The organism is Pseudomonas koreensis, from assembly GCF_036668835.1.
Classification (GTDB): Bacteria; Pseudomonadota; Gammaproteobacteria; order Pseudomonadales; family Pseudomonadaceae; genus Aquipseudomonas; species Aquipseudomonas koreensis_I.
Genome location: NZ_JAZEVW010000003.1, coordinates 139599 through 159238, shown reverse-complemented (window position 1 = coordinate 159238; position 19640 = coordinate 139599). Strand labels below are relative to the sequence as shown.

20 protein-coding genes are annotated in these 19640 nt (G+C 59.4%); 6 read left to right on the top strand and 14 right to left on the bottom strand.

Features of this window, described 5'->3' with window-relative positions:
• Positions 1–93 precede the first annotated feature (93 nt).
• Complete coding sequence (locus V6F91_RS09940) at positions 94–1590, top strand: PLP-dependent aminotransferase family protein (protein WP_332763916.1); 1497 nt, start codon at positions 94–96, stop codon at positions 1588–1590.
• Here V6F91_RS09940 and V6F91_RS09935 read toward each other — a convergent pair.
• The gene (locus tag V6F91_RS09935) at positions 1587–1763 is read right to left on the bottom strand and encodes a hypothetical protein (RefSeq protein ID WP_332763914.1); all 177 of its coding nucleotides are present in this window, start codon (positions 1761–1763) and stop codon (positions 1587–1589) included. The two genes, V6F91_RS09940 and V6F91_RS09935, sit on opposite strands and share 4 nt — an antisense overlap.
• A gap of 30 nt (positions 1764–1793) precedes the next feature.
• Positions 1794–3092 carry a serine hydroxymethyltransferase gene (locus tag V6F91_RS09930; RefSeq protein ID WP_332763912.1) on the bottom strand — a complete coding sequence of 433 codons (1299 nt, stop codon included), beginning with the start codon at positions 3090–3092 and terminating at the stop codon, positions 1794–1796.
• Between the two features lie 260 nt (positions 3093–3352).
• Between V6F91_RS09930 and V6F91_RS09925 the strand changes: the two genes are divergently transcribed.
• The 5 genes from V6F91_RS09925 to V6F91_RS09905 all read left to right on the top strand — a co-directional run bounded on the left by V6F91_RS09925 (position 3353) and on the right by V6F91_RS09905 (position 7936).
• Positions 3353–4567, top strand: coding sequence for an MFS transporter (locus tag V6F91_RS09925; protein ID WP_332763910.1), 1215 nt, complete (start codon positions 3353–3355; stop codon positions 4565–4567).
• A gap of 155 nt (positions 4568–4722) precedes the next feature.
• Entirely contained in the window at positions 4723–5685 is a 963-nt protein-coding gene (locus tag V6F91_RS09920; protein ID WP_093096523.1) for an AurF N-oxygenase family protein, read from the top strand.
• Positions 5682–6743: a 2Fe-2S iron-sulfur cluster-binding protein gene (locus V6F91_RS09915; protein WP_332763907.1), complete on the top strand. Its 1062-nt coding sequence runs from the start codon at positions 5682–5684 to the stop codon at positions 6741–6743. Before V6F91_RS09920 ends, V6F91_RS09915 begins: the two co-directional genes overlap by 4 nt.
• Positions 6744–6780: 37 nt before the next feature.
• Positions 6781–7491 (top strand): glutamine amidotransferase, encoded by a 711-nt coding sequence (locus V6F91_RS09910; protein WP_332763905.1) that lies wholly within the window; start codon positions 6781–6783, stop codon positions 7489–7491.
• Between the two features lie 76 nt (positions 7492–7567).
• The gene (locus V6F91_RS09905) at positions 7568–7936 is read left to right on the top strand and encodes an antibiotic biosynthesis monooxygenase (RefSeq protein ID WP_332763903.1); all 369 of its coding nucleotides are present in this window, start codon (positions 7568–7570) and stop codon (positions 7934–7936) included.
• A gap of 199 nt (positions 7937–8135) precedes the next feature.
• Here V6F91_RS09905 and glmS read toward each other — a convergent pair whose 3' ends face one another.
• From glmS to V6F91_RS09845, 12 genes are all read right to left on the bottom strand, one after another.
• Positions 8136–9968 (bottom strand): glutamine--fructose-6-phosphate transaminase (isomerizing), encoded by a 1833-nt coding sequence (gene glmS / locus V6F91_RS09900; RefSeq protein ID WP_332763901.1) that lies wholly within the window; start codon positions 9966–9968, stop codon positions 8136–8138.
• 2 nt (positions 9969–9970) lie between these two features.
• Complete coding sequence (locus tag V6F91_RS09895; RefSeq protein WP_332763899.1) at positions 9971–10747, bottom strand: DeoR/GlpR family DNA-binding transcription regulator; 777 nt, start codon at positions 10745–10747, stop codon at positions 9971–9973.
• 154 nt (positions 10748–10901) lie between these two features.
• A complete protein-coding gene (gene glmU, locus V6F91_RS09890; RefSeq protein ID WP_332763897.1) occupies positions 10902–12263 on the bottom strand; it encodes a bifunctional UDP-N-acetylglucosamine diphosphorylase/glucosamine-1-phosphate N-acetyltransferase GlmU in 1362 nt (453 codons plus the stop codon).
• Positions 12264–12381: 118 nt separating this feature from the next.
• Positions 12382–12807, bottom strand: coding sequence for a F0F1 ATP synthase subunit epsilon (locus V6F91_RS09885; RefSeq protein WP_016772407.1), 426 nt, complete (start codon positions 12805–12807; stop codon positions 12382–12384).
• A gap of 45 nt (positions 12808–12852) precedes the next feature.
• Positions 12853–14232, bottom strand: a complete 1380-nt coding sequence (atpD, locus tag V6F91_RS09880) for a F0F1 ATP synthase subunit beta (RefSeq protein WP_090287822.1) — start codon at positions 14230–14232, stop codon at positions 12853–12855.
• A gap of 27 nt (positions 14233–14259) precedes the next feature.
• Positions 14260–15120: a F0F1 ATP synthase subunit gamma gene (atpG, locus tag V6F91_RS09875; RefSeq protein ID WP_007911960.1), complete on the bottom strand. Its 861-nt coding sequence runs from the start codon at positions 15118–15120 to the stop codon at positions 14260–14262.
• A 50-nt stretch (positions 15121–15170) separates the two neighbouring features.
• On the bottom strand, positions 15171–16715 hold the full coding sequence (gene atpA / locus V6F91_RS09870; protein WP_016772405.1) for a F0F1 ATP synthase subunit alpha: 1545 nt from the start codon (positions 16713–16715) through the stop codon (positions 15171–15173).
• Between the two features lie 21 nt (positions 16716–16736).
• Positions 16737–17273 carry a F0F1 ATP synthase subunit delta gene (locus V6F91_RS09865; protein WP_016772404.1) on the bottom strand — a complete coding sequence of 179 codons (537 nt, stop codon included), beginning with the start codon at positions 17271–17273 and terminating at the stop codon, positions 16737–16739.
• 12 nt (positions 17274–17285) lie between these two features.
• Positions 17286–17756, bottom strand: a complete 471-nt coding sequence (locus V6F91_RS09860) for a F0F1 ATP synthase subunit B (RefSeq protein ID WP_016772403.1) — start codon at positions 17754–17756, stop codon at positions 17286–17288.
• 59 nt (positions 17757–17815) lie between these two features.
• Positions 17816–18073 (bottom strand): F0F1 ATP synthase subunit C, encoded by a 258-nt coding sequence (gene atpE / locus V6F91_RS09855; RefSeq protein ID WP_003097235.1) that lies wholly within the window; start codon positions 18071–18073, stop codon positions 17816–17818.
• Between the two features lie 133 nt (positions 18074–18206).
• Positions 18207–19076 carry a F0F1 ATP synthase subunit A gene (gene atpB, locus V6F91_RS09850; RefSeq protein WP_016772402.1) on the bottom strand — a complete coding sequence of 290 codons (870 nt, stop codon included), beginning with the start codon at positions 19074–19076 and terminating at the stop codon, positions 18207–18209.
• A gap of 16 nt (positions 19077–19092) precedes the next feature.
• A complete protein-coding gene (locus V6F91_RS09845) occupies positions 19093–19500 on the bottom strand; it encodes a F0F1 ATP synthase subunit I (protein WP_090287824.1) in 408 nt (135 codons plus the stop codon).
• Positions 19501–19640: the final 140 nt, after the last annotated feature.

The window sequence follows — 19640 nt, the reverse complement described above, 5'->3', positions numbered from 1 at the left end:
TCAGCGAGTAAAGGCGGCGGGTAGCGAGGGCCAGAGTCTACGGATAAACTGGCCTGCCTTTACCTGCCAGTTCATGGAAAGAGAGCAGACCACATGGCCAAGACCTTCGAGCTGGAAACCCTGAAGATGCGCCTCAACGACGCTGAATTTCAGCTGCTGGATCTGCATCAGCGGATCCAGCGTGCATTGCGTGCGCTGATTCTCGACGGCGCCCTCGGCCCCGGCTTGAAACTGCCCGCCACGCGGGTGCTGTCCAAATCGCTGGGGTGCGCCCGCGATACCGTTGAGAACGCCTATGTGCAATTGCATCGGGACGGGTTTATCGTGCGCCGCGAAGGCGCCGGCAGTTACGTCTGCGACACGGTGGGCGTCGAATTGCGCGGTGCTGGCCGCCGACGCCTCAGGGCTCAGGAAATCAGAAGCAGCGTCGCCGCACCGGGCGCAGCGCTCAGCCAACGCGGGCGAATGATCTTCGACACCGGCGGAGTGCGCGATCAGCAAGTCATCAAGGCATTCGCCACCGGCCTGCCGGAAACCCGCAGCTTTCCGACGGATGTCTGGGAGCGTTTGCAGCGCCAGGTCATGAAGGACTATCGCGCAAGCGTGCTGCTGCATGGCGATCCACAAGGGGCTGAGCCCCTGCGCAAAGCGATTGCCACCTACCTGAACCTCGAACGCGGCGCCAAATGCTCCCCCGACCAGATACTGGTCTTGAGCAGTACGCGTCAGGCGTTGTATCTGTGCGCGCAATTGCTGGTAGACGCCGGCAAGCCGATCCTGATGGAAAACCCCGGCTACTATGGGGCGCGCAAGGCCTTCCAGATCGCTGAAACCAAGGTGGTGCCCATTGACGTCGATGAACAGGGCATCCGTACCGACCTGTTGTACGCCGACCGCAGCGGCGCCAATTGCGTGTATGTCACGCCCTCTCACCAATACCCCACCGGCGCGACATTGCCGCTGGAGCGGCGTCTTGAGTTGATCAATTGGGCGGCGCAAAAAGGCAAGTGGATCATCGAGGACGACTACGACAGCGAGTTCCATTACGACGGGCAACCCACGGCGTGCGTGCAGGGCCTGGACAAGTACCAGCGCACGCTCTACATCGGCACGTTCAGCAAAACCCTCTACCCCGGACTGCGCATGGGGTATATGGTGCTGCCCTGCGAACTGGTCAAGCCTTTTGCCTATGCGCGCAGCATGATGGACGGCCATACTCCGCAAACGCTGCAACTGACGCTGGCGCGCTTTATGGAGGACGGCCATTACAACGCGCATGTCCGGGCCATGCGCAAGCTGTATGCCGGACGCCGCTCGATCATGCACGACGCCATCGGCAAGTACTTGAGCACCGTGGTTACCGCCGAACTGCCGCCGGGTGGGTTGCAAATTCCCTGCGTGCTGAAATCCGGATGGTCCGAGGAAAAAACCATCCGCCAGGCTGCCACTGCCGGCGTGCAACTGTCCGGCCTCAGCGGCTTGTACGCGGGCGAACCGAAGCAACAGGGCTGGCTGCTGGGTTACTCCTCCCTGACTGCGTATGAAATAGAAGCCGCCATGTTGCGTCTGGCCAATGCCCTGAAAATCTAATGGCCCAGCGCATAGTTCATCAGCAGCTGCTGGGCCTGGACGACCATACGCGAGCGCCGGGGCAGCCTGGAATGTTCAACCGTGATGACGGGTTGCGGCTTGGCGGTGGTGAACAAGCTGAAACGTGACGTGCGGGCAGCCGCCAGGCGGCCGGTGGGGATGATGTCGGACATCGGAATTCCTTTGCAAAAAAGCGCAGACGGTTAATACGGCAGTCTGAAACGCTTGGTCAGGTCGCTGATACCTTCACGAATCGAGCGTTCAGTTCGGCCGTCGAGGGCACCGCTGCGTACGCCACCGAGCATGGCCAGAATCATGTCGCCGATCTCTCTGAATTCATCGACCCCCATGCCACGCGAAGTGCACGCCGCACTGCCGAGACGAATCCCGGACGTCACGGTAGGCTTGACCTCATCGCCGGGCACGACATTTTTGTTCACGGTAATACCGATGGCCTCCAGCGCACGTTCGGCGACATTGCCCACCAGGCCCCACGGCCGCAGGTCAATCACCCCCAGGTGACAGTCGGTCCCTCCCGACACGACCAACAACCCACCTTCAGCCAATCGGCCGCACAAGGCCTGGGCGTTGGCGACCACGGCGTGGGCATAAGCGCCGAAGGCCGGGTGCAATGCCTCGCCCAGCGCCACGGCCTTGGCTGCAACGATATGCATCAGTGCAGCGCCCTGCAGGCCGGGGTACACCGCCGCATTGATCTTCTGCGCAATGGCCTGCTCATTGCACAGGATCATCCCGCCACGTGGGCCGCGCAATGTGGCATGGGTACTGAGGGTGGTGACATGGGCGAACGGCACAGGAGACGGATACGCACCACCCGCGACCAGCCCTGCGACGTGGGCAATGTCGGCCATCAGGTACGCACCCACCTCGTCGGCAATCGCACGAAACCGGGCGAAATCCAGCGCCCGTGAGTACGCCGAGGCTCCTGCGATGATCAGGCGTGGACGTTCTTGTCGGGCGATCTGCTCGACCTGATCCATGTCGACCCTGTGCGTCACCGGGTGCACGCCATAGCTGAGGGCCTGAAACCAGCGCCCGGACAAGTTGAATGCTGCACCATGAGACAGGTGCCCACCGGACTTGAGGTCCAGGCCGAGGATCTTGTCCCCCGGCGCCAGCAGAGCCAGAAACACCGCCTGGTTGGCCTGGCTGCCCGAATGAGGTTGCAGGTTGGCATAGGCACAGCTGAACAGCTGCCTGGCCCGTTCGATGGCGAGCTCTTCAATGGCATCGACATTACAGCAACTGGCGTAATAGCGACGCCCTGGGTAGCCCTCGGCATATTTATTGGTCAGCACCGACCCTTGGGCCTCGAGCACCGCACGACTGACCACGTTCTCAGCGGCGATCAGCTCGATTGACTGCACCTGGCGCTGACGCTCGGCGTCAATGGCGCGCCACACCTCCCCGTCCACCTGGGGCAGCGCAACGCCACTGACCCCTGGCAGCGCGTGGCCCTCCCGATAAGCGAAATGCGGCATGGTCACTCCCTTTGTAAACGCCCGATAACACGCCGCACTACCCTAGCCGCCCACGGGCCGGCCAACCATACCAGTTCGCTTGGATGTTGCAGACCACCGCACTCAAAGTCCTTGCCACGCGTCTGCGCTGGGGCAGGCGTGGGGAAATCGCCGCCATTTAAAGTGGTCTGGTAGCCGCACCGGTAATGGACTATCGCGCAAGACCATCGCCTCATTAAGCTCTGCGCCGGATTTGCCATGCTCACTACACGGGTTTCGTCATGACGATTCGTATCGGGTTGCTGCCTCAGGTCGCCGCTGCACACTTTGTCAGTCATTTGCACATCATGGTGCTGGCGGCGCTGTTCCCCCTGCTTCCGGCTTTTTTCAATGTGGAATATGTGGAATTGGGCCTGGCGTTAAGCCTGTTCAATATCATCACGGCGCTGGTGCAGGCACCCATGGGGTTTGCCGTGGACCGCTACGGTGCCAGGTGCTTGCTGCTGGTCGCGCTGGCACTGGGCAGCAGCAGTTTCCTGCTGATTGCACTCCTGCCCGGCTACACCTGTTTGTTGATCGGCATGGCGCTGGCCGGTGTCGCCAACGCCATTTATCACCCGGCCGACTATGCCCTGCTGTCGCGCCACATTGACCCCGCCCATATCGGTAAGGCGTTCTCCGTGCACACCTTTGCCGGGTTCATTGGCGCGGCCGTGGCCCCAGTGTTTTTGCTGAGTATCGCGGTGGCGAGCAACCTGCCCATGGCCTTCGCGGCCGCGGCTCTGGTGGGGTTTTTCGTGCTGGCGCTGTTGTTGATCCCTGGCTCCGCACTGGCCCGAGTCAGTCGCGTGTATCCCGCCGCCGACCCGACACCCATCGGCGCCAGTCGCCTGTCACTGCTCTCGCCTATGGTGCTCAGCCTGACCCTGTTGTTCGTGCTGCTGAACCTGAGCACCGGCGCGATTGAAAAGTTCTCGGTCGCCGCCCTGATGCAAGGTCAGGATGTGGCCTTGACCTGGGCCAACTCGGCGTTGACCGCCTTCCTCTTTGCCAGCGCTTTCGGCGTACTGGCAGGGGGAGCCTTGGCCGACCGGACCCGCCGCCATGGCGTAGTCGCAGCCAGCGCGTTTGCCTTGGCCACCGTGCTGATGCTGCTGGTCGCCACGGCACGCTTGAGCGAGCCCGCACTGCTGATCGTGCTGGGGGCTGCGGGCTTCCTGACCGGGGTAATCGCACCGTCCCGCGACATGCTGGTACGGGCGGCTGCCCCGAAGGGTGCCGAAGGCAAAACCTTCGGCATCGTCTCTACCGGTTTCAACATCGGTGGCGCCATCGGCCCCGTTGGGTTCGGCTGGCTGCTCGACCAGGGTCGGCCCAACGCCATTTTCTGGGCCAGCGCCGCCTTCATGTGCCTGACTGTTGTACTGACCCTGATACAGGAGCGGTCCATGGCAAAGAGTCGAAAAATGGCGGCACTCCAAGTGGCATTCAAGTGACCTGAATCAATAGCCGCCACATGTTTTTGCCGCAGACTTGAAGGGCGCCGTCCCGCATTTATTGCACTGCACCCCTCGCTTGTGCGGACTCGTTATTTTTGCAAGGACTGCACGGTAAACCCAACACCAATAGCCTATTTCCTTGGAGTTAAAACATGGAACGTTTGAATTGTGGTACCGATGACGTAGTAAAAAACATGCTGGCCAAACTCTCCACGCTCTGGAAAACCCGCGCGGCCGTCAACAACCCGCAACCGAACTACTGGGGCCTCGCCTTCGATGCCGACAAGCACGACTTCAGTCTGTCGCTGTTACCGTTTCGTCATCACCAGGCCTGGCTCGAAGCCCCTCAGGACCTGCAATCCAAATGCCTGTCCTATGCGTGGGGCATCTACAACCTCAAGACCATCTACATCGAATGCAATGTGGTCGTGCCGGCCTGCGAGGACATTATCAAGACCCCGCCGCCGAGCAACAACCGCGCCCTGCTGCAAGACGTGATGTCTCAGGCACTGCTCGACGAAGCCCTGCACACGCGCATGTCCATCATGGCCTGCAACTATATCTATGACATGCGCAAACTCACCCCGCTGGACTTCAGCGCGTTCAACCTGGTGACCTGGCGCGAGGCCCTCCTGGCCAACTGCACTGCCGAATGGGAGCGACGCCTGACCCGCTTCGGCGTCGCGTGTGCCAGCGAAACGCTGATCACCGACTACCTTAAGACCATGGCCGAGGACGCCAGCATTCAGGCGGTGTGCCACGAGGTCACGCGCACCCATGCCATGGACGAGTGGAGCCATTCCAGCGTCTTCAGCTTCGTCGCTTCCGACATCGTCAATGGCCTGAGCCGCAAGGAGCGCGAGTACCTGCGCGCGATCATCCTGCGCACGGTGCAGATGTTCGCCAATAACGAAATGGGCGCATGGTCCACCGTGTTTTCGATGCTGGATTTCCCCCACGCCGGCGAGATCGTGCGTGACGTGGGCGACAACAACGAAATCAGTGTCTACACCGACTCGCTCGAAGCCCTGATCGACCGGATCGGCTTGACCGGCAACGGCCTCAGCAGTGCCGAGCATGCCATTGAAACCTTAGGCGAGAAGGCCCGCGCATGAACGGCATGGCATCCCTCACGGCCCTGTGCGAACACGTAAGCACTGAAACGGCCAACGTAAAAGTCTTCACCCTGCGCGCGGTAGACGCCCCCGTCGAATTCCTCGACAGCCTGGAGGCAGGCAGACACGTGGCTCTGCACGCCGCTGACATGGCGGGCACCTACCACCAACGGTTGTATTCGATCACGCGCAGGCATGGCGTCGACCGGTTCGACATTGCGGTCAAGCGTGAAGGCCATGGCGGGGTTTCGGACCATTTGCACGCTACGCTGCAAGCCGGCTCAACCACCGCGATGCAGTTTGTCGCAGGTGATATTTCCCTGGAGTCGGTTCTGGGTTGCCGCCAGGTCGGCATGCTCGCCGGTGGCATCGGCATCACCTTGCCGATTGCATTGCTGCGGGGTCTGGCTGAACGTGCGCAACGCGGATTGGCGGTGCCCGATGTGAGCCTGCTGCTGTGTGTGCCGTCCATCGCCGAGATTGCGTTTCTACAGGAGTTGCTGGAACTTGAGCTGAGCACATCGTGGTTCTCCTTGCAGGTGTTCGTAACCCGCGAAACGATCAACAACAACGGGCACTTCAGCGCCGGTCGTCCCCAGGCTCAGGACCTGAGCCGGCTGGGTAACCCCGACCGCGTGGTGATCTGTGGCAGCTATGGCTTCGCCCAGGGCATGCGCGAATACACCCTGGCCATGTTCCCCGCGAGCCGCTTGCTCATCGAGTCGTTCACGCCACCGGTCGCGCCGGACTGCGTCGCACAGCCGCAGGCTCAAGCCGACGCGACGCTGCGCCTGCACTTGAACCACAACGATCAGGTGCTGGAGCCGCCCGCCGGCAAGAGTTTGCTGGAGATGCTTGAAACCGGCGGCATCGCGGTGCGCAGCCTTTGCCGCGCCGGCATCTGCGGTCACTGCCGGCTGAAGGTATCGGAGGGTCACTACACCCTTGAACCCGATTTTTGCCTGACCGACAAGGACAAGGACGACGGCTACGCCCTCGCCTGCTGCACCTTCCCGCAATCCGGGACGATCAAGGTCGACCTCTCCACCACCGTATGAACACTTACCGCCCTTACTTCAACAACTGGTTTTTTCCATGAAAACTGCCATTGCATTACGCCACATTCACTTCGAAGACGTTGGCACTCTGGATGCCGTTCTGGCCGAAGCAGGCTATACGCTGATTTACCTGGACCCCACGGTCGACGCCATCTACAGCGAGGCGGTGCTGCAGGCCGACTTGTTGATCGTACTCGGCGGCCCGATTGGAGCCTATGACGAGCAGCTGTATCCGTTCTTGCACGACGAGTTGAAACTGGTGCGCCAGCGCGTTGCGTCCGGCAATCCCCTGCTGGGCATCTGCCTGGGTGCGCAATTGATCGCCCGGGCCATGCAGGCCGACGTCTATCCGATGGGGGTCAAGGAGATCGGTTTTTCACCGCTGACCCTGACCGCGGCCGGTCAAGACTCGCCGCTCGCCGCGCTGATGGACACCCCCGTGCTGCACTGGCACGGCGACCAGTTCGATGTGCCGGAAGGTGCTGTGCTGCTGGCCAGTACGCCGGTGGGTGCTCATCAGGCGTTCGCCGTGGGCAACACGATTCTTGGCCTGCAATTTCATCTCGAAGCCGATACCGCCAACATCGAGCAATGGCTGGTTGGCCATGCCAGCGAACTGGCACAAACCGGCATCGACCCTGTTGCGTTGCGCAGCGAGGCCATCCACCTAGGCGACCGTCTGACCCGCGCCGCGAGCCACGTCATGCGGGCCTGGCTGAACAACCTGGGCACCCCGATAAAACACTGATAGCGGTCGGGCACCCGCCCAGCGTATTTGCACCGTGTAAAACCACCTGAAAAATATCAAGGATGAGGAATCAAAAATGATCGTCGTTTTGTTCGAGTTACAGGCACTGCCAGGCCAGGGCGAGACCTATGTTGACCTGGTCAACAAGCTGACCCCGCTGCTTGAACCCATGGAAGGGTTTATCTCCGTCGAGTGTTTCCAAAGCACGCTCAACCCCAAGAAGGTCATGTCGGTCACCACCTGGCGCGATGAGGAGGCCGTGGTGCAGTGGCGCAACGTGACAGCCCACCTGTCGGCACAGCGCGCCGGACGCGACAAAATCTTCGATGACTATCGCGTGCGGGTGACATCGGTGATCCGTGATTACGGTCTGCGTGATCGCGAACAGGCACCGTACAACGTAGTGGTCGACGGAGAACCCGCCACGGCTGCCGCAGGGGTTTAACGGCGCAGTCTCGTCACCTGTGGGGCGAGAGATTTATTGTCGGTGGTTGTGGTGAGCGGGGCTCACCACAACCCGCTCTTCGCCATTGATAATCCCGCAACGCCTATTCGTACATCCGGTGGACGCCATTAAATAGAAAAAGCCCCTGAAATCAGGGGCTTTGGCATTGCTGGGAAACCTGTTTTTAGCGGTGGATAACTTACTCCACCGTCACCGACTTCGCCAGATTGCGCGGCTGATCCACATCCGTGCCTTTGAGCACCGCGACGTAGTACGACAGCAACTGCAACGGGATCGTGTAAAGGATCGGCGAGAGAATGTCGTGGATGTGCGGCATCTGTACCACGTGGGTGCCTTCGCCGTTAGTCATCGCCGCTTTTTCGTCGGCGAAGACGATCAGTTCACCGCCACGGGCGCGGACTTCCTGCAGGTTGGATTTGAGCTTTTCCAGCAGTTCGTTGTTCGGCGCAACGGTGACCACCGGCATGTCGTTATCCACCAGTGCCAGCGGGCCGTGTTTAAGCTCGCCGGCCGGGTAGGCTTCGGCGTGGATGTAGGAGATCTCCTTGAGTTTCAAGGCGCCTTCCATCGCCACCGGGAATTGCGCACCGCGACCGAGGAACAGGGTGTGGTTCTTTTCGGCGAACAGCTCGGCAATTTTCTCGACGGTACTGTCCATCGCCAGGGCTTCGCCCAGACGGGTTGGCAGGCGGCGCAGCTCTTCGACCAGCGTAGCTTCAACGCCTTTCGCGAGGCTGCCGCGAACCTGGCCCAGCGACAGGGTCAGCAGCAGCAGGCCGACCAGTTGCGTGGTAAAGGCTTTGGTCGAGGCGACGCCGATTTCGCGGCCGGCCTGGGTCAGCAGGGTCAGGTCGGATTCGCGCACCAGCGAACTGATGCCGACGTTGCAGATCGCCAGGCTCGCGAGGAAGCCAAGTTCCTTGGCGTTGCGCAGCGCGGCCAGGGTGTCGGCGGTTTCGCCCGATTGCGAGATGGTCACGAACAGCGTGTCCGGCTGCACTACTACCTTGCGGTAGCGGAATTCGCTGGCGACTTCGACCTGGCACGGGATGCCGGCCAGTTCTTCCAGCCAGTAGCGCGCAACCATGCCGGCGTGATAACTGGTGCCGCAGGCGACGATCTGCACATTGCGCACCTTGGCAAACAGCTCGGCGGCTTGCGGCCCGAACGCTTGCACCAGTACCTGATCGTTGCTCAGGCGGCCTTCGAGGGTGCGCTGCACCACTGCTGGCTGCTCGTGAATTTCCTTGAGCATGTAGTGGCGGAACTCGCCTTTGTCGGCGGCTTCGGCACCGTCGGTGTACTGCACCGTCTGACGCTCGACGGCGTTACCGTTGACGTCCCAGATCTGCACGCTGTCGCGTTGAATTTCGGCGATATCGCCTTCTTCCAGGTACATGAAGCGGTCGGTGACCTGGCGCAGCGCCAGTTGATCGGAAGCGAGGAAGTTTTCCCCCAGACCCAGGCCAACCACCAATGGACTGCCACTGCGCGCAGCGACCAGACGATCCGGTTGTTGCGCATTGATCACGGCCAGACCATAAGCGCCGTGCAGTTCCTTGACGGTGGCTTTGAGCGCAACGGTCAGGTCTGGCTGCTGTTTGAGCTTTTCGGTGAGCAGGTGGGCGATGACTTCGGTGTCGGTGTCGGAAGTGAAGACGTAACCGAGCGCCTTCAGTTGTTCACGCAGCGCTTCGTGGTTTTCGATGATGCCGTTGTGCACCACCGCAATGTCACCGGAAAAATGCGGGTGAGCATTACGTTCGCAAGGTGCGCCGTGGGTTGCCCAGCGCGTGTGAGCGATGCCCAGACGACCGGCCAGAGGATGCTCGGTCAGTGCCGCTTCGAGCTCGCTGACCTTGCCCGGCCGGCGCATGCGCTCAAGGTTGGCGTCGTTGGTATACACCGCCACACCGGCGCTGTCGTAGCCGCGGTATTCAAGGCGCTTGAGGCCTTCGAGCAGGATCGCGGTGATATTACGTTCTGCCACTGCGCCGACAATTCCACACATGTTTATTTCTCCTGACTGACAGCCGCGCTAATCACGGTGATACCGCGGGCCTGAAGGTGATCGCGGGCCTCATCGGGCAGGCGATCGTCGGTAATTAGGGTATGGACGCTGCTCCACGGCAGCTCCAGGTTGGGGATCTTGCGGCCGATCTTGTCGGCCTCGACCATGACGATGACTTCGCGCGCCACTTCAGCCATTACCCGGCTCAGACCGAGCAACTCGTTGAAGGTGGTCGTCCCGCGCACCAGATCAATACCATCGGCGCCAATGAACAACTGATCGAAATCGTAGGAGCGCAGTACCTGCTCGGCGACCTGACCCTGAAAGGATTCCGAATGCGGGTCCCAGGTGCCGCCGGTCATCAGCAGCACGGGCTCGTGTTCAAGCTCGCTCAAGGCACTGGCGACGTGCAGGGAGTTGGTCATCACCACCAGCCCCGGCTGCTGACCGAGTTCGGGAATCATTGCGGCGGTAGTACTGCCACTGTCGATGATGATCCGCGCGTGTTCGCGGATGCGCTGAACCGCGGCGCGGGCAATCGCCTGTTTGTATCTGGAGACACTTTGCGCGGTTTCCGCGACCAGTTCCTGCGGCATGGTGATCGCTCCGCCGTAACGGCGCAGCAACAGACCATGACTTTCGAGTGCGGCCAGATCCTTGCGGATCGTAACTTCGGAGGTTTCGAAGCGCTTGGCCAATTCATCCACACTGACTTCGCCCCGCTCAGTGAGCAAGGCGAGGATGTTGTGGCGGCGCTGGGGTGTGTTGCGTTTCGACATGGTGGATTATGTTTCGATTCGAAAGATAACGTAAGCAATCAAAACCTATCGAAACAATGCCGTCAAGCCGTTGCGAGAAAAATTCAGAAAATGGCGCAACTCGTGTGGGAGCGAGCCTGCTCACTCCCGTCAGAGGATTGTGGATAACTCAGGACTACCTGATTTTTTCCGGCCGCTTCCAGCCATCGATATTCTTCTGTCGCGCCCGACCCACAGCCAACTGCGCGTTATCCACATTTTGCGTGATTGTCGAACCCGCCGCCGTGGTTGCTCCGCTGGAGATATCCACAGGCGCAACCAACGAATTGTTCGAGCCGATGAACACATCCGCACCCAACACGGTCTTCCACTTGTTGGCGCCATCGTAGTTGCAGGTGATGGTGCCGGCGCCGATGTTGGTGCGCGCACCGATTTCGGCATCGCCCAGATAGGTCAGATGACCCGCCTTTGCGCCCTCGCCCATATGGGCGTTTTTCAACTCGACGAAGTTACCCACATGCGCGCGCGCTTCAAGCACGGTGCCAGGGCGCAGACGCGCGAACGGTCCGGCATCGCTGCCTTCGCCGAGAATCGCACCTTCGATATGGCTGTTGGCTTTGATCACCACGCCTTTGCGCAGGGTACTGTTTTTGATCACGCAATTCGGGCCGATGATCACGTCGTCTTCGATCACCACGTTGCCTTCGAGGATCACGTTGATATCGATCAGCACGTCTCGACCGACAGTGACTTCACCCCGCACGTCAAAACGTGCCGGATCACGCAGGGTCACGCCTTGTGCCATCAGACGACGACCGGCGCGCAGCTGGTAGTGGCGTTCGAGTTCGGCGAGTTGCTTGCGATCGTTGGCGCCCTGCACTTCCATCGGGTCATGCGGTTGTTCGGTGGCCACCACCAGACCATCGCTGACCGCCATTTCAATCACGTCGGTCAGGTAGTACTCGCCTTGGGCGTTGTTGTTTGACAGGCGGCTCATCCAGTCCGCGAGGCGATTGGCTGGCACAGCGAGAATGCCGGTGTTGCCTTCGGTTATCGAGCGCTGGGCTTCGCTGGCATCTTTGTGCTCAACGATGGCGGCCACCTTGCCGTCAGCATCACGCACGATGCGGCCATAACCGGTCGGGTCGTCGAGTTCGACGGTCAGCAAGCCCATCTGACCAGGCACCACGTGCTTGAGCAAACGCTGTAAGGTTTCGACTTCGATCAACGGCACGTCGCCGTAAAGGATCAACACGGTGTCGGCAGTAATGAACGGCACCGCTTGCGCCGTGGCGTGGCCGGTACCGAGTTGTTTGTCCTGGAGGACGAAATTCAGATCGTCGGCCGCCAGGCGCTCACGCACCACATCGGCGCCGTGACCGATCACCACATGAATACGTTGCGGGTCCAGCTGACGGGCGCTGTGGATAACATGACCCAGCATGGAGTCGCCGGCAATCGGGTGCAGCACTTTCGGCAAGGCAGAACGCATGCGGGTGCCTTGGCCGGCCGCGAGGATAACGATTTCAAGAGACATGACTGGCTACCAATCCTGGGTGGTCAGCGACTGCGACCGGTTTTCGGGAATTCGGAAAAGAAAAAAGGGTAGCCGAGGCTACCCTTTTTTATCAATCGCACAACAAGCGGCTGACGGATTAACCGCCAAACTTCTTGCGGATCTGCTGGACGGTGCGCAGTTGAGCTGCAGCCTCGGCCAGACGTGTGGCAGCGGCGCCGTAATCGAAGTCCGCGCCTTTTTCGTTCAGGGCATTCTCGGCAGCCTTGAGAGCTGCCTGAGCCTGAGCTTCATCCAGGTCGGCGGCACGTTGCACAGTATCGGCAAGCACCTTGACCATGTTCGGCTGAACCTCGAGGAAACCACCGGAGATGTAGAACACCTCGGCTTCCCCGCCTTGCTTGATCAGGCGGATCGGACCCGGCTTGAGATTAGTGATCAGCGGCGCGTGACCCAGAGCGATACCAAGATCACCCAGTGCACCGTGCGCAATCACCATCTCGACCAGGCCGGAAAAGATTTCCCCTTCCGCGCTGACGATATCGCAATGGACTGTCATAGCCATCTGATTGCCTCAACCTAAATTAGCGCCCGTTGCCGGGCGCCGGGATTACAGTTTCTTGGCTTTCTCGATCGCTTCTTCGATGCCGCCAACCATGTAGAACGCTTGTTCTGGCAGGTGGTCGTAGTCACCGTTGAGGATGCCTTTGAAGCCAGCAATGGTGTCTTTCAGGGAAACGTATTTACCCGAAGCACCGGTGAAGACTTCAGCCACGAAGAACGGCTGCGACAAGAAGCGCTGGATCTTGCGAGCACGGTTAACCAACTGCTTGTCGGCTTCCGACAGCTCGTCCATACCCAGGATCGCGATGATGTCCTTCAGCTCTTTGTAACGTTGCAGAACGTACTGAACGCCGCGAGCGGTGTCGTAGTGGTCCTGGCCGATCACGTTCGGGTCCAGCTGGCGCGAAGTCGAATCCAGTGGATCTACCGCCGGGTAGATACCCAGGGAAGCGATGTCACGGGACAGAACGACGGTGGCGTCCAAGTGGGCGAAGGTGGTCGCTGGCGACGGGTCGGTCAAGTCATCCGCAGGTACGTATACCGCTTGGATCGAAGTGATCGAACCTTCCTTGGTCGAAGTGATACGTTCCTGCAGAACGCCCATCTCTTCAGCCAGGGTCGGCTGGTAACCTACTGCCGAAGGCATACGGCCCAGCAGTGCGGATACTTCAGTACCGGCCAGTGTGTAACGATAGATGTTGTCGACGAACAGCAGAACGTCGTTACCTTCGTCACGGAACTTCTCGGCCATGGTCAGGCCGGTCAAGGCTACGCGCAGACGGTTTCCCGGCGGCTCGTTCATCTGACCGTAAACCAGTGCCACTTTGTCCAGAACGTTGGAGTCCTTCATCTCGTGGTAGAAGTCGTTACCCTCACGGGTACGCTCACCCACACCGGCGAACACGGAATAACCGCTGTGCTCGATGGCGATGTTACGGATCAGTTCCATCATGTTTACGGTTTTGCCTACACCGGCACCACCGAACAGACCGACTTTACCGCCCTTGGCGAACGGGCAAACCAGGTCGATAACCTTGATGCCGGTTTCCAGCAGGTCGTTGCCGCCCGCTTGCTCGGCGAAGGAAGGCGCAGGACGGTGAATGCCCCAGCGCTCTTCGGTATCGATCGGGCCAGCTTCGTCGATCGGGTTGCCGAGGACGTCCATGATCCGGCCCAGGGTCGCTTTACCGACCGGTACGGAGATGGCTGCGCCAGAGTCGCTGACTTCCAGACCGCGCTTCAAGCCCTCGGTGGAACCCATCGCAATGGTACGAACCACGCCGTCGCCCAGCTGCTGCTGAACTTCCAGAGTGGTTGCGGCCGCGCTTTGTACAGTCAGCGCGTTGTAGATGCTCGGTACGCTGTCGCGTGGAAATTCCACGTCGATAACGGCGCCGATGATTTGAACGATACGTCCGCTACTCATAGCTGGATCCTCTGAATATTTGAACCGTTAAACCGCGGCAGCGCCGCCGACGATTTCCGAGATCTCTTGGGTGATCGCAGCCTGACGCGCCTTGTTGTAGATCAGCTGCAAATCGCTGATCAAATCACCGGCGTTGTCGGTAGCGTTCTTCATCGCGATCATCCGCGCAGCCTGTTCAGCCGCGTTGTTCTCGACCACCGCCTGGTAGACCTGCGACTCGACGTAACGGACCATCAAGCCGTCAAGCAGCTCTTTGGCATCCGGTTCGTAGAGATAGTCCCAGTGGTGCTTGAGATCCTGATCCGGGGTGGCCACCAGTGGAATCAACTGCTCCACGGTAGGCTGTTGCGTCATGGTGTTGATGAACTTGTTGGACACCACGGACAGGCGGTCAATACGGCCGTCCAGGTAGGCATCCAGCATCACCTTGACGCTGCCGATCAGATCATTGATCGACGGCTCTTCACCCAGGTGGCTGATAGCTGCAACGACGTTACCGCCGAAGTTGCGGAAAAAGGCCGCACCCTTGCTACCAACGACACACAGATCGATCTCGACGCCGTTTTCGCGGTTTACCGCCATGTCCTTGACCAGGGCCTTGAACAGGTTGGTGTTCAAGCCGCCGCACAGACCACGGTCACTGCTCACGACGACATAACCGACGCGCTTGATTTCGCGGTCGATCATGAACGGGTGGCGGTATTCCGGGTTGGCGTTGGCCAGATGCCCAATTACCTGGCGGATACGCTCCGCATAAGGACGGCTAGCAGCCATGCGCATTTGTGCCTTGCGCATTTTGCTGACCGCCACTTTTTCCATGGCGCTGGTAATCTTTTGCGTGCTTTTGATGCTCGCAATCTTACTGCGAATCTCTTTTGCGCCTGCCATGTAACACCTATCAGGTTAGCAAGCGGGAGCCTCGCGGCTCCCGCTGCGGCTTACCAGGTTTGGGTGGCCTTGAACTTCTCGATACCGGCTTTCATGCCAGCGTCGATTTCGTCATTGAAGTCACCTTTAACGTTGATCTTCGCCATCAAATCGGCGTGATCGCGGTTGAAGAAAGCAATCAGCGCTTGTTCGAAGCTGCCGACCTTGGCGATTTCAATGTCAGTCAGGAACCCACGCTCAGCGGCATACAGCGACAGCGCCATGTCAGCGATCGACATTGGTGCGTATTGCTTCTGCTTCATCAGCTCGGTAACGCGCTGACCATGCTCAAGTTGCTTGCGGGTCGCTTCGTCCAGGTCAGAAGCGAACTGGGCGAATGCCGCCAGTTCACGGTACTGAGCCAGAGCGGTACGGATACCACCGGAGAGCTTCTTGATGATCTTGGTCTGAGCGGCACCACCCACACGGGATACCGAAACACCGGCGTTCACTGCAGGGCGGATGCCCGAGTTGAACATGGCCGATTCCAGGAAGATCTGACCGTCGGTGATGGAAATCACGTTGGTCGGAACGAACGCGGAAACGTCGCCAGCCTGGGTTTCGATGATCGGCAGTGCGGTCAGGGAACCGGTTTTGCCGGTCACTGCGCCGTTGGTGAACTTCTCTACGTATTCTTCCGAAACGCGGGATGCGCGCTCCAGCAGACGGGAGTGGAGATAGAACACGTCGCCTGGGTAAGCTTCACGGCCTGGTGGACGGCGCAGCAGCAGGGAGATCTGGCGGTAAGCCACTGCCTGCTTGGACAGATCGTCATAAACGATCAGCGCGTCTTCACCGCGGTCGCGGAAGAATTCACCCATGGTGCAACCGGAGTACGGTGCCAGGAACTGCAGCGCAGGAGATTCCGAAGCACTGGCAGCCACGATGATCGTGTTGGCCAGGGCGCCGTTTTCTTCCAGCTTGCGAACCACGTTGGCGATGGTCGATTGCTTCTGACCGATGGCTACGTAGACGCAGAAAATGCCGCTGTCTTTCTGGTTGATGATCGCGTCGATCGCCAGAGCGGTTTTACCGATCTGACGGTCACCGATGATCAGCTCGCGCTGGCCACGGCCGACCGGGATCATGGCATCGACAGCCTTGTAGCCAGTCTGTACAGGCTGGTCTACCGACTTACGCCAGATCACGCCTGGAGCAACTTTCTCGACCGCGTCGGTCTCGGTGTTGCCCAGTGGACCTTTGCCGTCAACAGGGTTACCCAGTGCATCGACTACGCGGCCCAGCAATTCCTTACCAACAGGAACTTCGAGGATGCGGCCGGTGCACTTGGCGCTCATGCCTTCAGCCAGCGACTGGTAGGAGCCCAATACAACGGCACCTACGGAGTCCTGCTCCAGGTTGAGGGCCATACCGTAGACGCCGCCCGGAAACTCGATCATCTCGCCGTACATGACGTCGGCCAGACCGTGAATCCGCACGATGCCGTCAGATACGCTGACGACAGTGCCTTCGTTACGGGCTTGGGAGGTCACATCGAGCTTGTCGATGCGGCCCTTGATAATTTCACTTATTTCGGAAGGATTGAGTTGCTGCATTGCTCTGCTGCCCCTTCAAACTCAAGATTTCAATGCTTCGGCAAGTTTCGCGATTTTGCCGCGAATCGAGCCATCGATAACCAGGTCGCCGGCGCGGATCACGACACCACCAATCAAGGCAGCGTCCTCCGCAACTTGCAGGCGCACTTCCCGGTTGAGTCGTGCACTGAGAACCTTGGCGAGTTTGTCTTGCTGTTCTTGGTTCAATGCGAAAGCACTGGTCACTTCAACGTCTACCGATTTCTCTTGTTCGGCCTTGTACAGGTCGAACAGAGCGGCGATCTCCGGCAGAAGCAGGAGACGGTCGTTTTCGGCAACGACGTTGATGAAGTTGCGTGCCTTTTCATCAAACTTGTCGCCGCACACGTCAATGAACGTGGCGGCCTTTTCTGCGCTCGTCAGTCGCGGGGCCTTGAGCACACGCTGCAGGGTGTCATCTTGCGACACCGCTGCTGCCAGGCCGAGCATGGCTGACCAATTGGCCAGTTGCTGGTGGGCCTGAGCGTGCTCGAAGGCCGCCTTAGCGTAAGGTCGGGCCAACGTGGTCAGTTCTGCCATGATCGCCCTCGCTTAGATTTCAGCAGCCAGTTGGTTAACCAGCTCTGCGTGCGCGTTTTGATCGATTGTGGCACCCAGGATCTTCTCGGCGCCGCCAACAGCCAGCAAGCCCACTTGGGCACGCAGCTTGTCTTTGACGCTGTTCAGTTCCTGTTCGATCTCGGCTTGAGCCTGAACCTTCACACGGTCAGCGTCGATACGGGCTTTTTCAACAGCCTCTTCGACGATCTGATTACCGCGTTTCTTGGCTTGCTCGATGATTTCAGCTGCCTGAGCTTTCGCTTCGCGCAGTTGCTGACCCGCTTTTTCTTGGGCCAACTCCAGGTCGCGAGCTGCACGGCTGGCAGCGTCCAGACCATCAGCGATCTTCTTTTGACGTTCGTGCAGAGCAGCGATGACCGGAGGCCATACATACTTCATGCAGAACAGTACAAAAATCAGGAACGCAACGGACTGGCCAATCAGGGTCGCATTAATGTTCACGCCAACACCTCGCAGTTACGTTGTCCATCACACCAGATTACTCGGAAGAATCCGGGTAATCAGCCAGCGATCTGACCAACGAACGGGTTCGCAAAGGTGAAGAACAGAGCGATACCAACACCGATCATGGTTACGGCGTCGAGCAGACCGGCAACGATGAACATTTTAACTTGCAGCATTGGAACCATTTCTGGCTGACGCGCTGCGCCTTCCAGGAACTTGCCGCCCAGCAGGCCGAAACCAATTGCGGTACCCAGTGCGCCCAGGCCGATCAACAGTGCAACAGCGATAGCGGTTAGACCAACTACAGTTTCCATCTTTCCTCCCGACTTTTACGTCGTATGGTTTAGGTTTTTTAGATTAAAGCGGTAAAACAAATCGTTTCAGGTGCCCTGTGAAGAGCCCCCTCCCGTTTGACCGGGAGGGACATCAGACTAGTCGAGACTGGTCTTAATGGTTTTCTTCGTGCGCCATCGACAGGTAGACGATGGTCAGCATCATGAAGATGAACGCCTGCAGCGTGATGATCAGGATGTGGAACACAGCCCACGCCCACTGCAGAACAACGCCCAGGCCGCTCAGCCAGAGCAGGCCGCTGCCGAACATCACAGCGATCAGAATGAACACCAGCTCGCCGGCATACATGTTGCCGAACAGACGCAGAGCCAGAGAGATCGGCTTGGCAATCAGGGTCACGAATTCCAGCAGGAAGTTCACCGGGATCAGCAGTGCTTGAACGAAGATGTTCTTGCTGCCGAACGGATGCAGGGTCAGTTCGCCGATGAAGCCGCCGATGCCCTTGACCTTGATGCTGTAGAAAATGATCAGCGCGAACACCGAGAACGCCATGCCCAGAGTCGCGTTCGGGTCGGTAGTCGACACGGCGCGGAACGGGATGTGCGCATCACCGGAGATCAGGATGGCCAGTTGAGGAATCCAGTCGACCGGTACCAGGTCGACCGCGTTCATCAGGAACACCCAGACGAAGATGGTCAGTGCCAGCGGTGCGATCACCGGGCTACGGCCATGGAAGCTGTCTTTCACGCTGCCATCGACGAATTCGACCAATACTTCAACGAAGTTCTGCAAAGCACCCGGCTGACCCGACGTTGCCTTCTTCGCCGCCATGCGGAAAAGAAGAACGAAGATCAGACCCAGCGCGACCGACCAGCCGAGGGTATCGACGTGGAAAGCCCAGAAGCCCATTTCCTTGGCCTCTGCTGCGGTGTGGGCAAAGCCCCAGCCGCCGTTGGGTAGCTGACCGAAGGTCAGGTTCTGCAAGTGGTGCTGGATATAGCCCGAAGCGGTTGTTTCTGCCATGGTTGCCTCAAACGCCCTAAGGTCTCGAAAGTCTTGTTCTCATCAGCAGGGGAGCGAACCAGCTGACCGACTGCGTCAGCACGAACACGCCGAATACTGCGATCGGCGCCAGTGGCTTCACACCTGCGAACACCAGTGCAAACAGCACTGCCGTCAAAATCAGTTTGCCTGCCTCGCCGGCATAAAAAGACCGGACGATGGACTGGGCTGCTCGGGCGCCGGAAAACCGAAATGCCCTGTGAGCGAAATAAACATTGGGCAGCAAGGCTATCAGGCCTCCGCAAAGTCCCGAGTATCCGGCAACGACTCCATGCCATTGCCAGAGCGCCAACGCGGCAATCAGCAAAACGACAAATTGAGCCATCAGCACCGGAAAAACCGCCAGGCGATGGAACGGCAGGCGGTTTGGCTTGCGGGTTTCCATCACGTTTGCTCTCCAATGGTCGGCTGCCAGAATTCACTGACTTGGCATAATTTGTGCCGACAAAATGCGCGCAGAGTATAGGGGCGGTTCTGCCCCTATTCAACTGTCAGGTAGTGATTTCCGACTGCGCGCTACATGAG

What these genes read in the sequence shown, in the direction of transcription:
- V6F91_RS09910 (WP_332763905.1), top strand. Translation starts at nt 6,781, where the DNA reads ATGAAAACTGCCATTGCATTACGCCACATTCACTTCGAAGACGTTGGC.
- V6F91_RS09885 (WP_016772407.1), bottom strand. Translation starts at nt 12,807, where the DNA reads ATGGCTATGACAGTCCATTGCGATATCGTCAGCGCGGAAGGGGAAATC.
- atpE (WP_003097235.1), bottom strand. Translation starts at nt 18,073, where the DNA reads ATGGAAACTGTAGTTGGTCTAACCGCTATCGCTGTTGCACTGTTGATC.
- V6F91_RS09895 (WP_332763899.1), bottom strand. Translation starts at nt 10,747, where the DNA reads ATGTCGAAACGCAACACACCCCAGCGCCGCCACAACATCCTCGCCTTG.
- V6F91_RS09915 (WP_332763907.1), top strand. Translation starts at nt 5,682, where the DNA reads ATGAACGGCATGGCATCCCTCACGGCCCTGTGCGAACACGTAAGCACT.
- V6F91_RS09935 (WP_332763914.1), bottom strand. Translation starts at nt 1,763, where the DNA reads ATGTCCGACATCATCCCCACCGGCCGCCTGGCGGCTGCCCGCACGTCA.
- atpB (WP_016772402.1), bottom strand. Translation starts at nt 19,076, where the DNA reads ATGGCAGAAACAACCGCTTCGGGCTATATCCAGCACCACTTGCAGAAC.
- V6F91_RS09865 (WP_016772404.1), bottom strand. Translation starts at nt 17,273, where the DNA reads ATGGCAGAACTGACCACGTTGGCCCGACCTTACGCTAAGGCGGCCTTC.
- V6F91_RS09920 (WP_093096523.1), top strand. Translation starts at nt 4,723, where the DNA reads ATGGAACGTTTGAATTGTGGTACCGATGACGTAGTAAAAAACATGCTG.
- atpD (WP_090287822.1), bottom strand. Translation starts at nt 14,232, where the DNA reads ATGAGTAGCGGACGTATCGTTCAAATCATCGGCGCCGTTATCGACGTG.
- V6F91_RS09905 (WP_332763903.1), top strand. Translation starts at nt 7,568, where the DNA reads ATGATCGTCGTTTTGTTCGAGTTACAGGCACTGCCAGGCCAGGGCGAG.
- V6F91_RS09925 (WP_332763910.1), top strand. Translation starts at nt 3,353, where the DNA reads ATGACGATTCGTATCGGGTTGCTGCCTCAGGTCGCCGCTGCACACTTT.
- V6F91_RS09845 (WP_090287824.1), bottom strand. Translation starts at nt 19,500, where the DNA reads ATGGAAACCCGCAAGCCAAACCGCCTGCCGTTCCATCGCCTGGCGGTT.
- glmU (WP_332763897.1), bottom strand. Translation starts at nt 12,263, where the DNA reads ATGTCTCTTGAAATCGTTATCCTCGCGGCCGGCCAAGGCACCCGCATG.
- glmS (WP_332763901.1), bottom strand. Translation starts at nt 9,968, where the DNA reads ATGTGTGGAATTGTCGGCGCAGTGGCAGAACGTAATATCACCGCGATC.
- V6F91_RS09930 (WP_332763912.1), bottom strand. Translation starts at nt 3,092, where the DNA reads ATGCCGCATTTCGCTTATCGGGAGGGCCACGCGCTGCCAGGGGTCAGT.
- atpG (WP_007911960.1), bottom strand. Translation starts at nt 15,120, where the DNA reads ATGGCAGGCGCAAAAGAGATTCGCAGTAAGATTGCGAGCATCAAAAGC.
- atpA (WP_016772405.1), bottom strand. Translation starts at nt 16,715, where the DNA reads ATGCAGCAACTCAATCCTTCCGAAATAAGTGAAATTATCAAGGGCCGC.
- V6F91_RS09940 (WP_332763916.1), top strand. Translation starts at nt 94, where the DNA reads ATGGCCAAGACCTTCGAGCTGGAAACCCTGAAGATGCGCCTCAACGAC.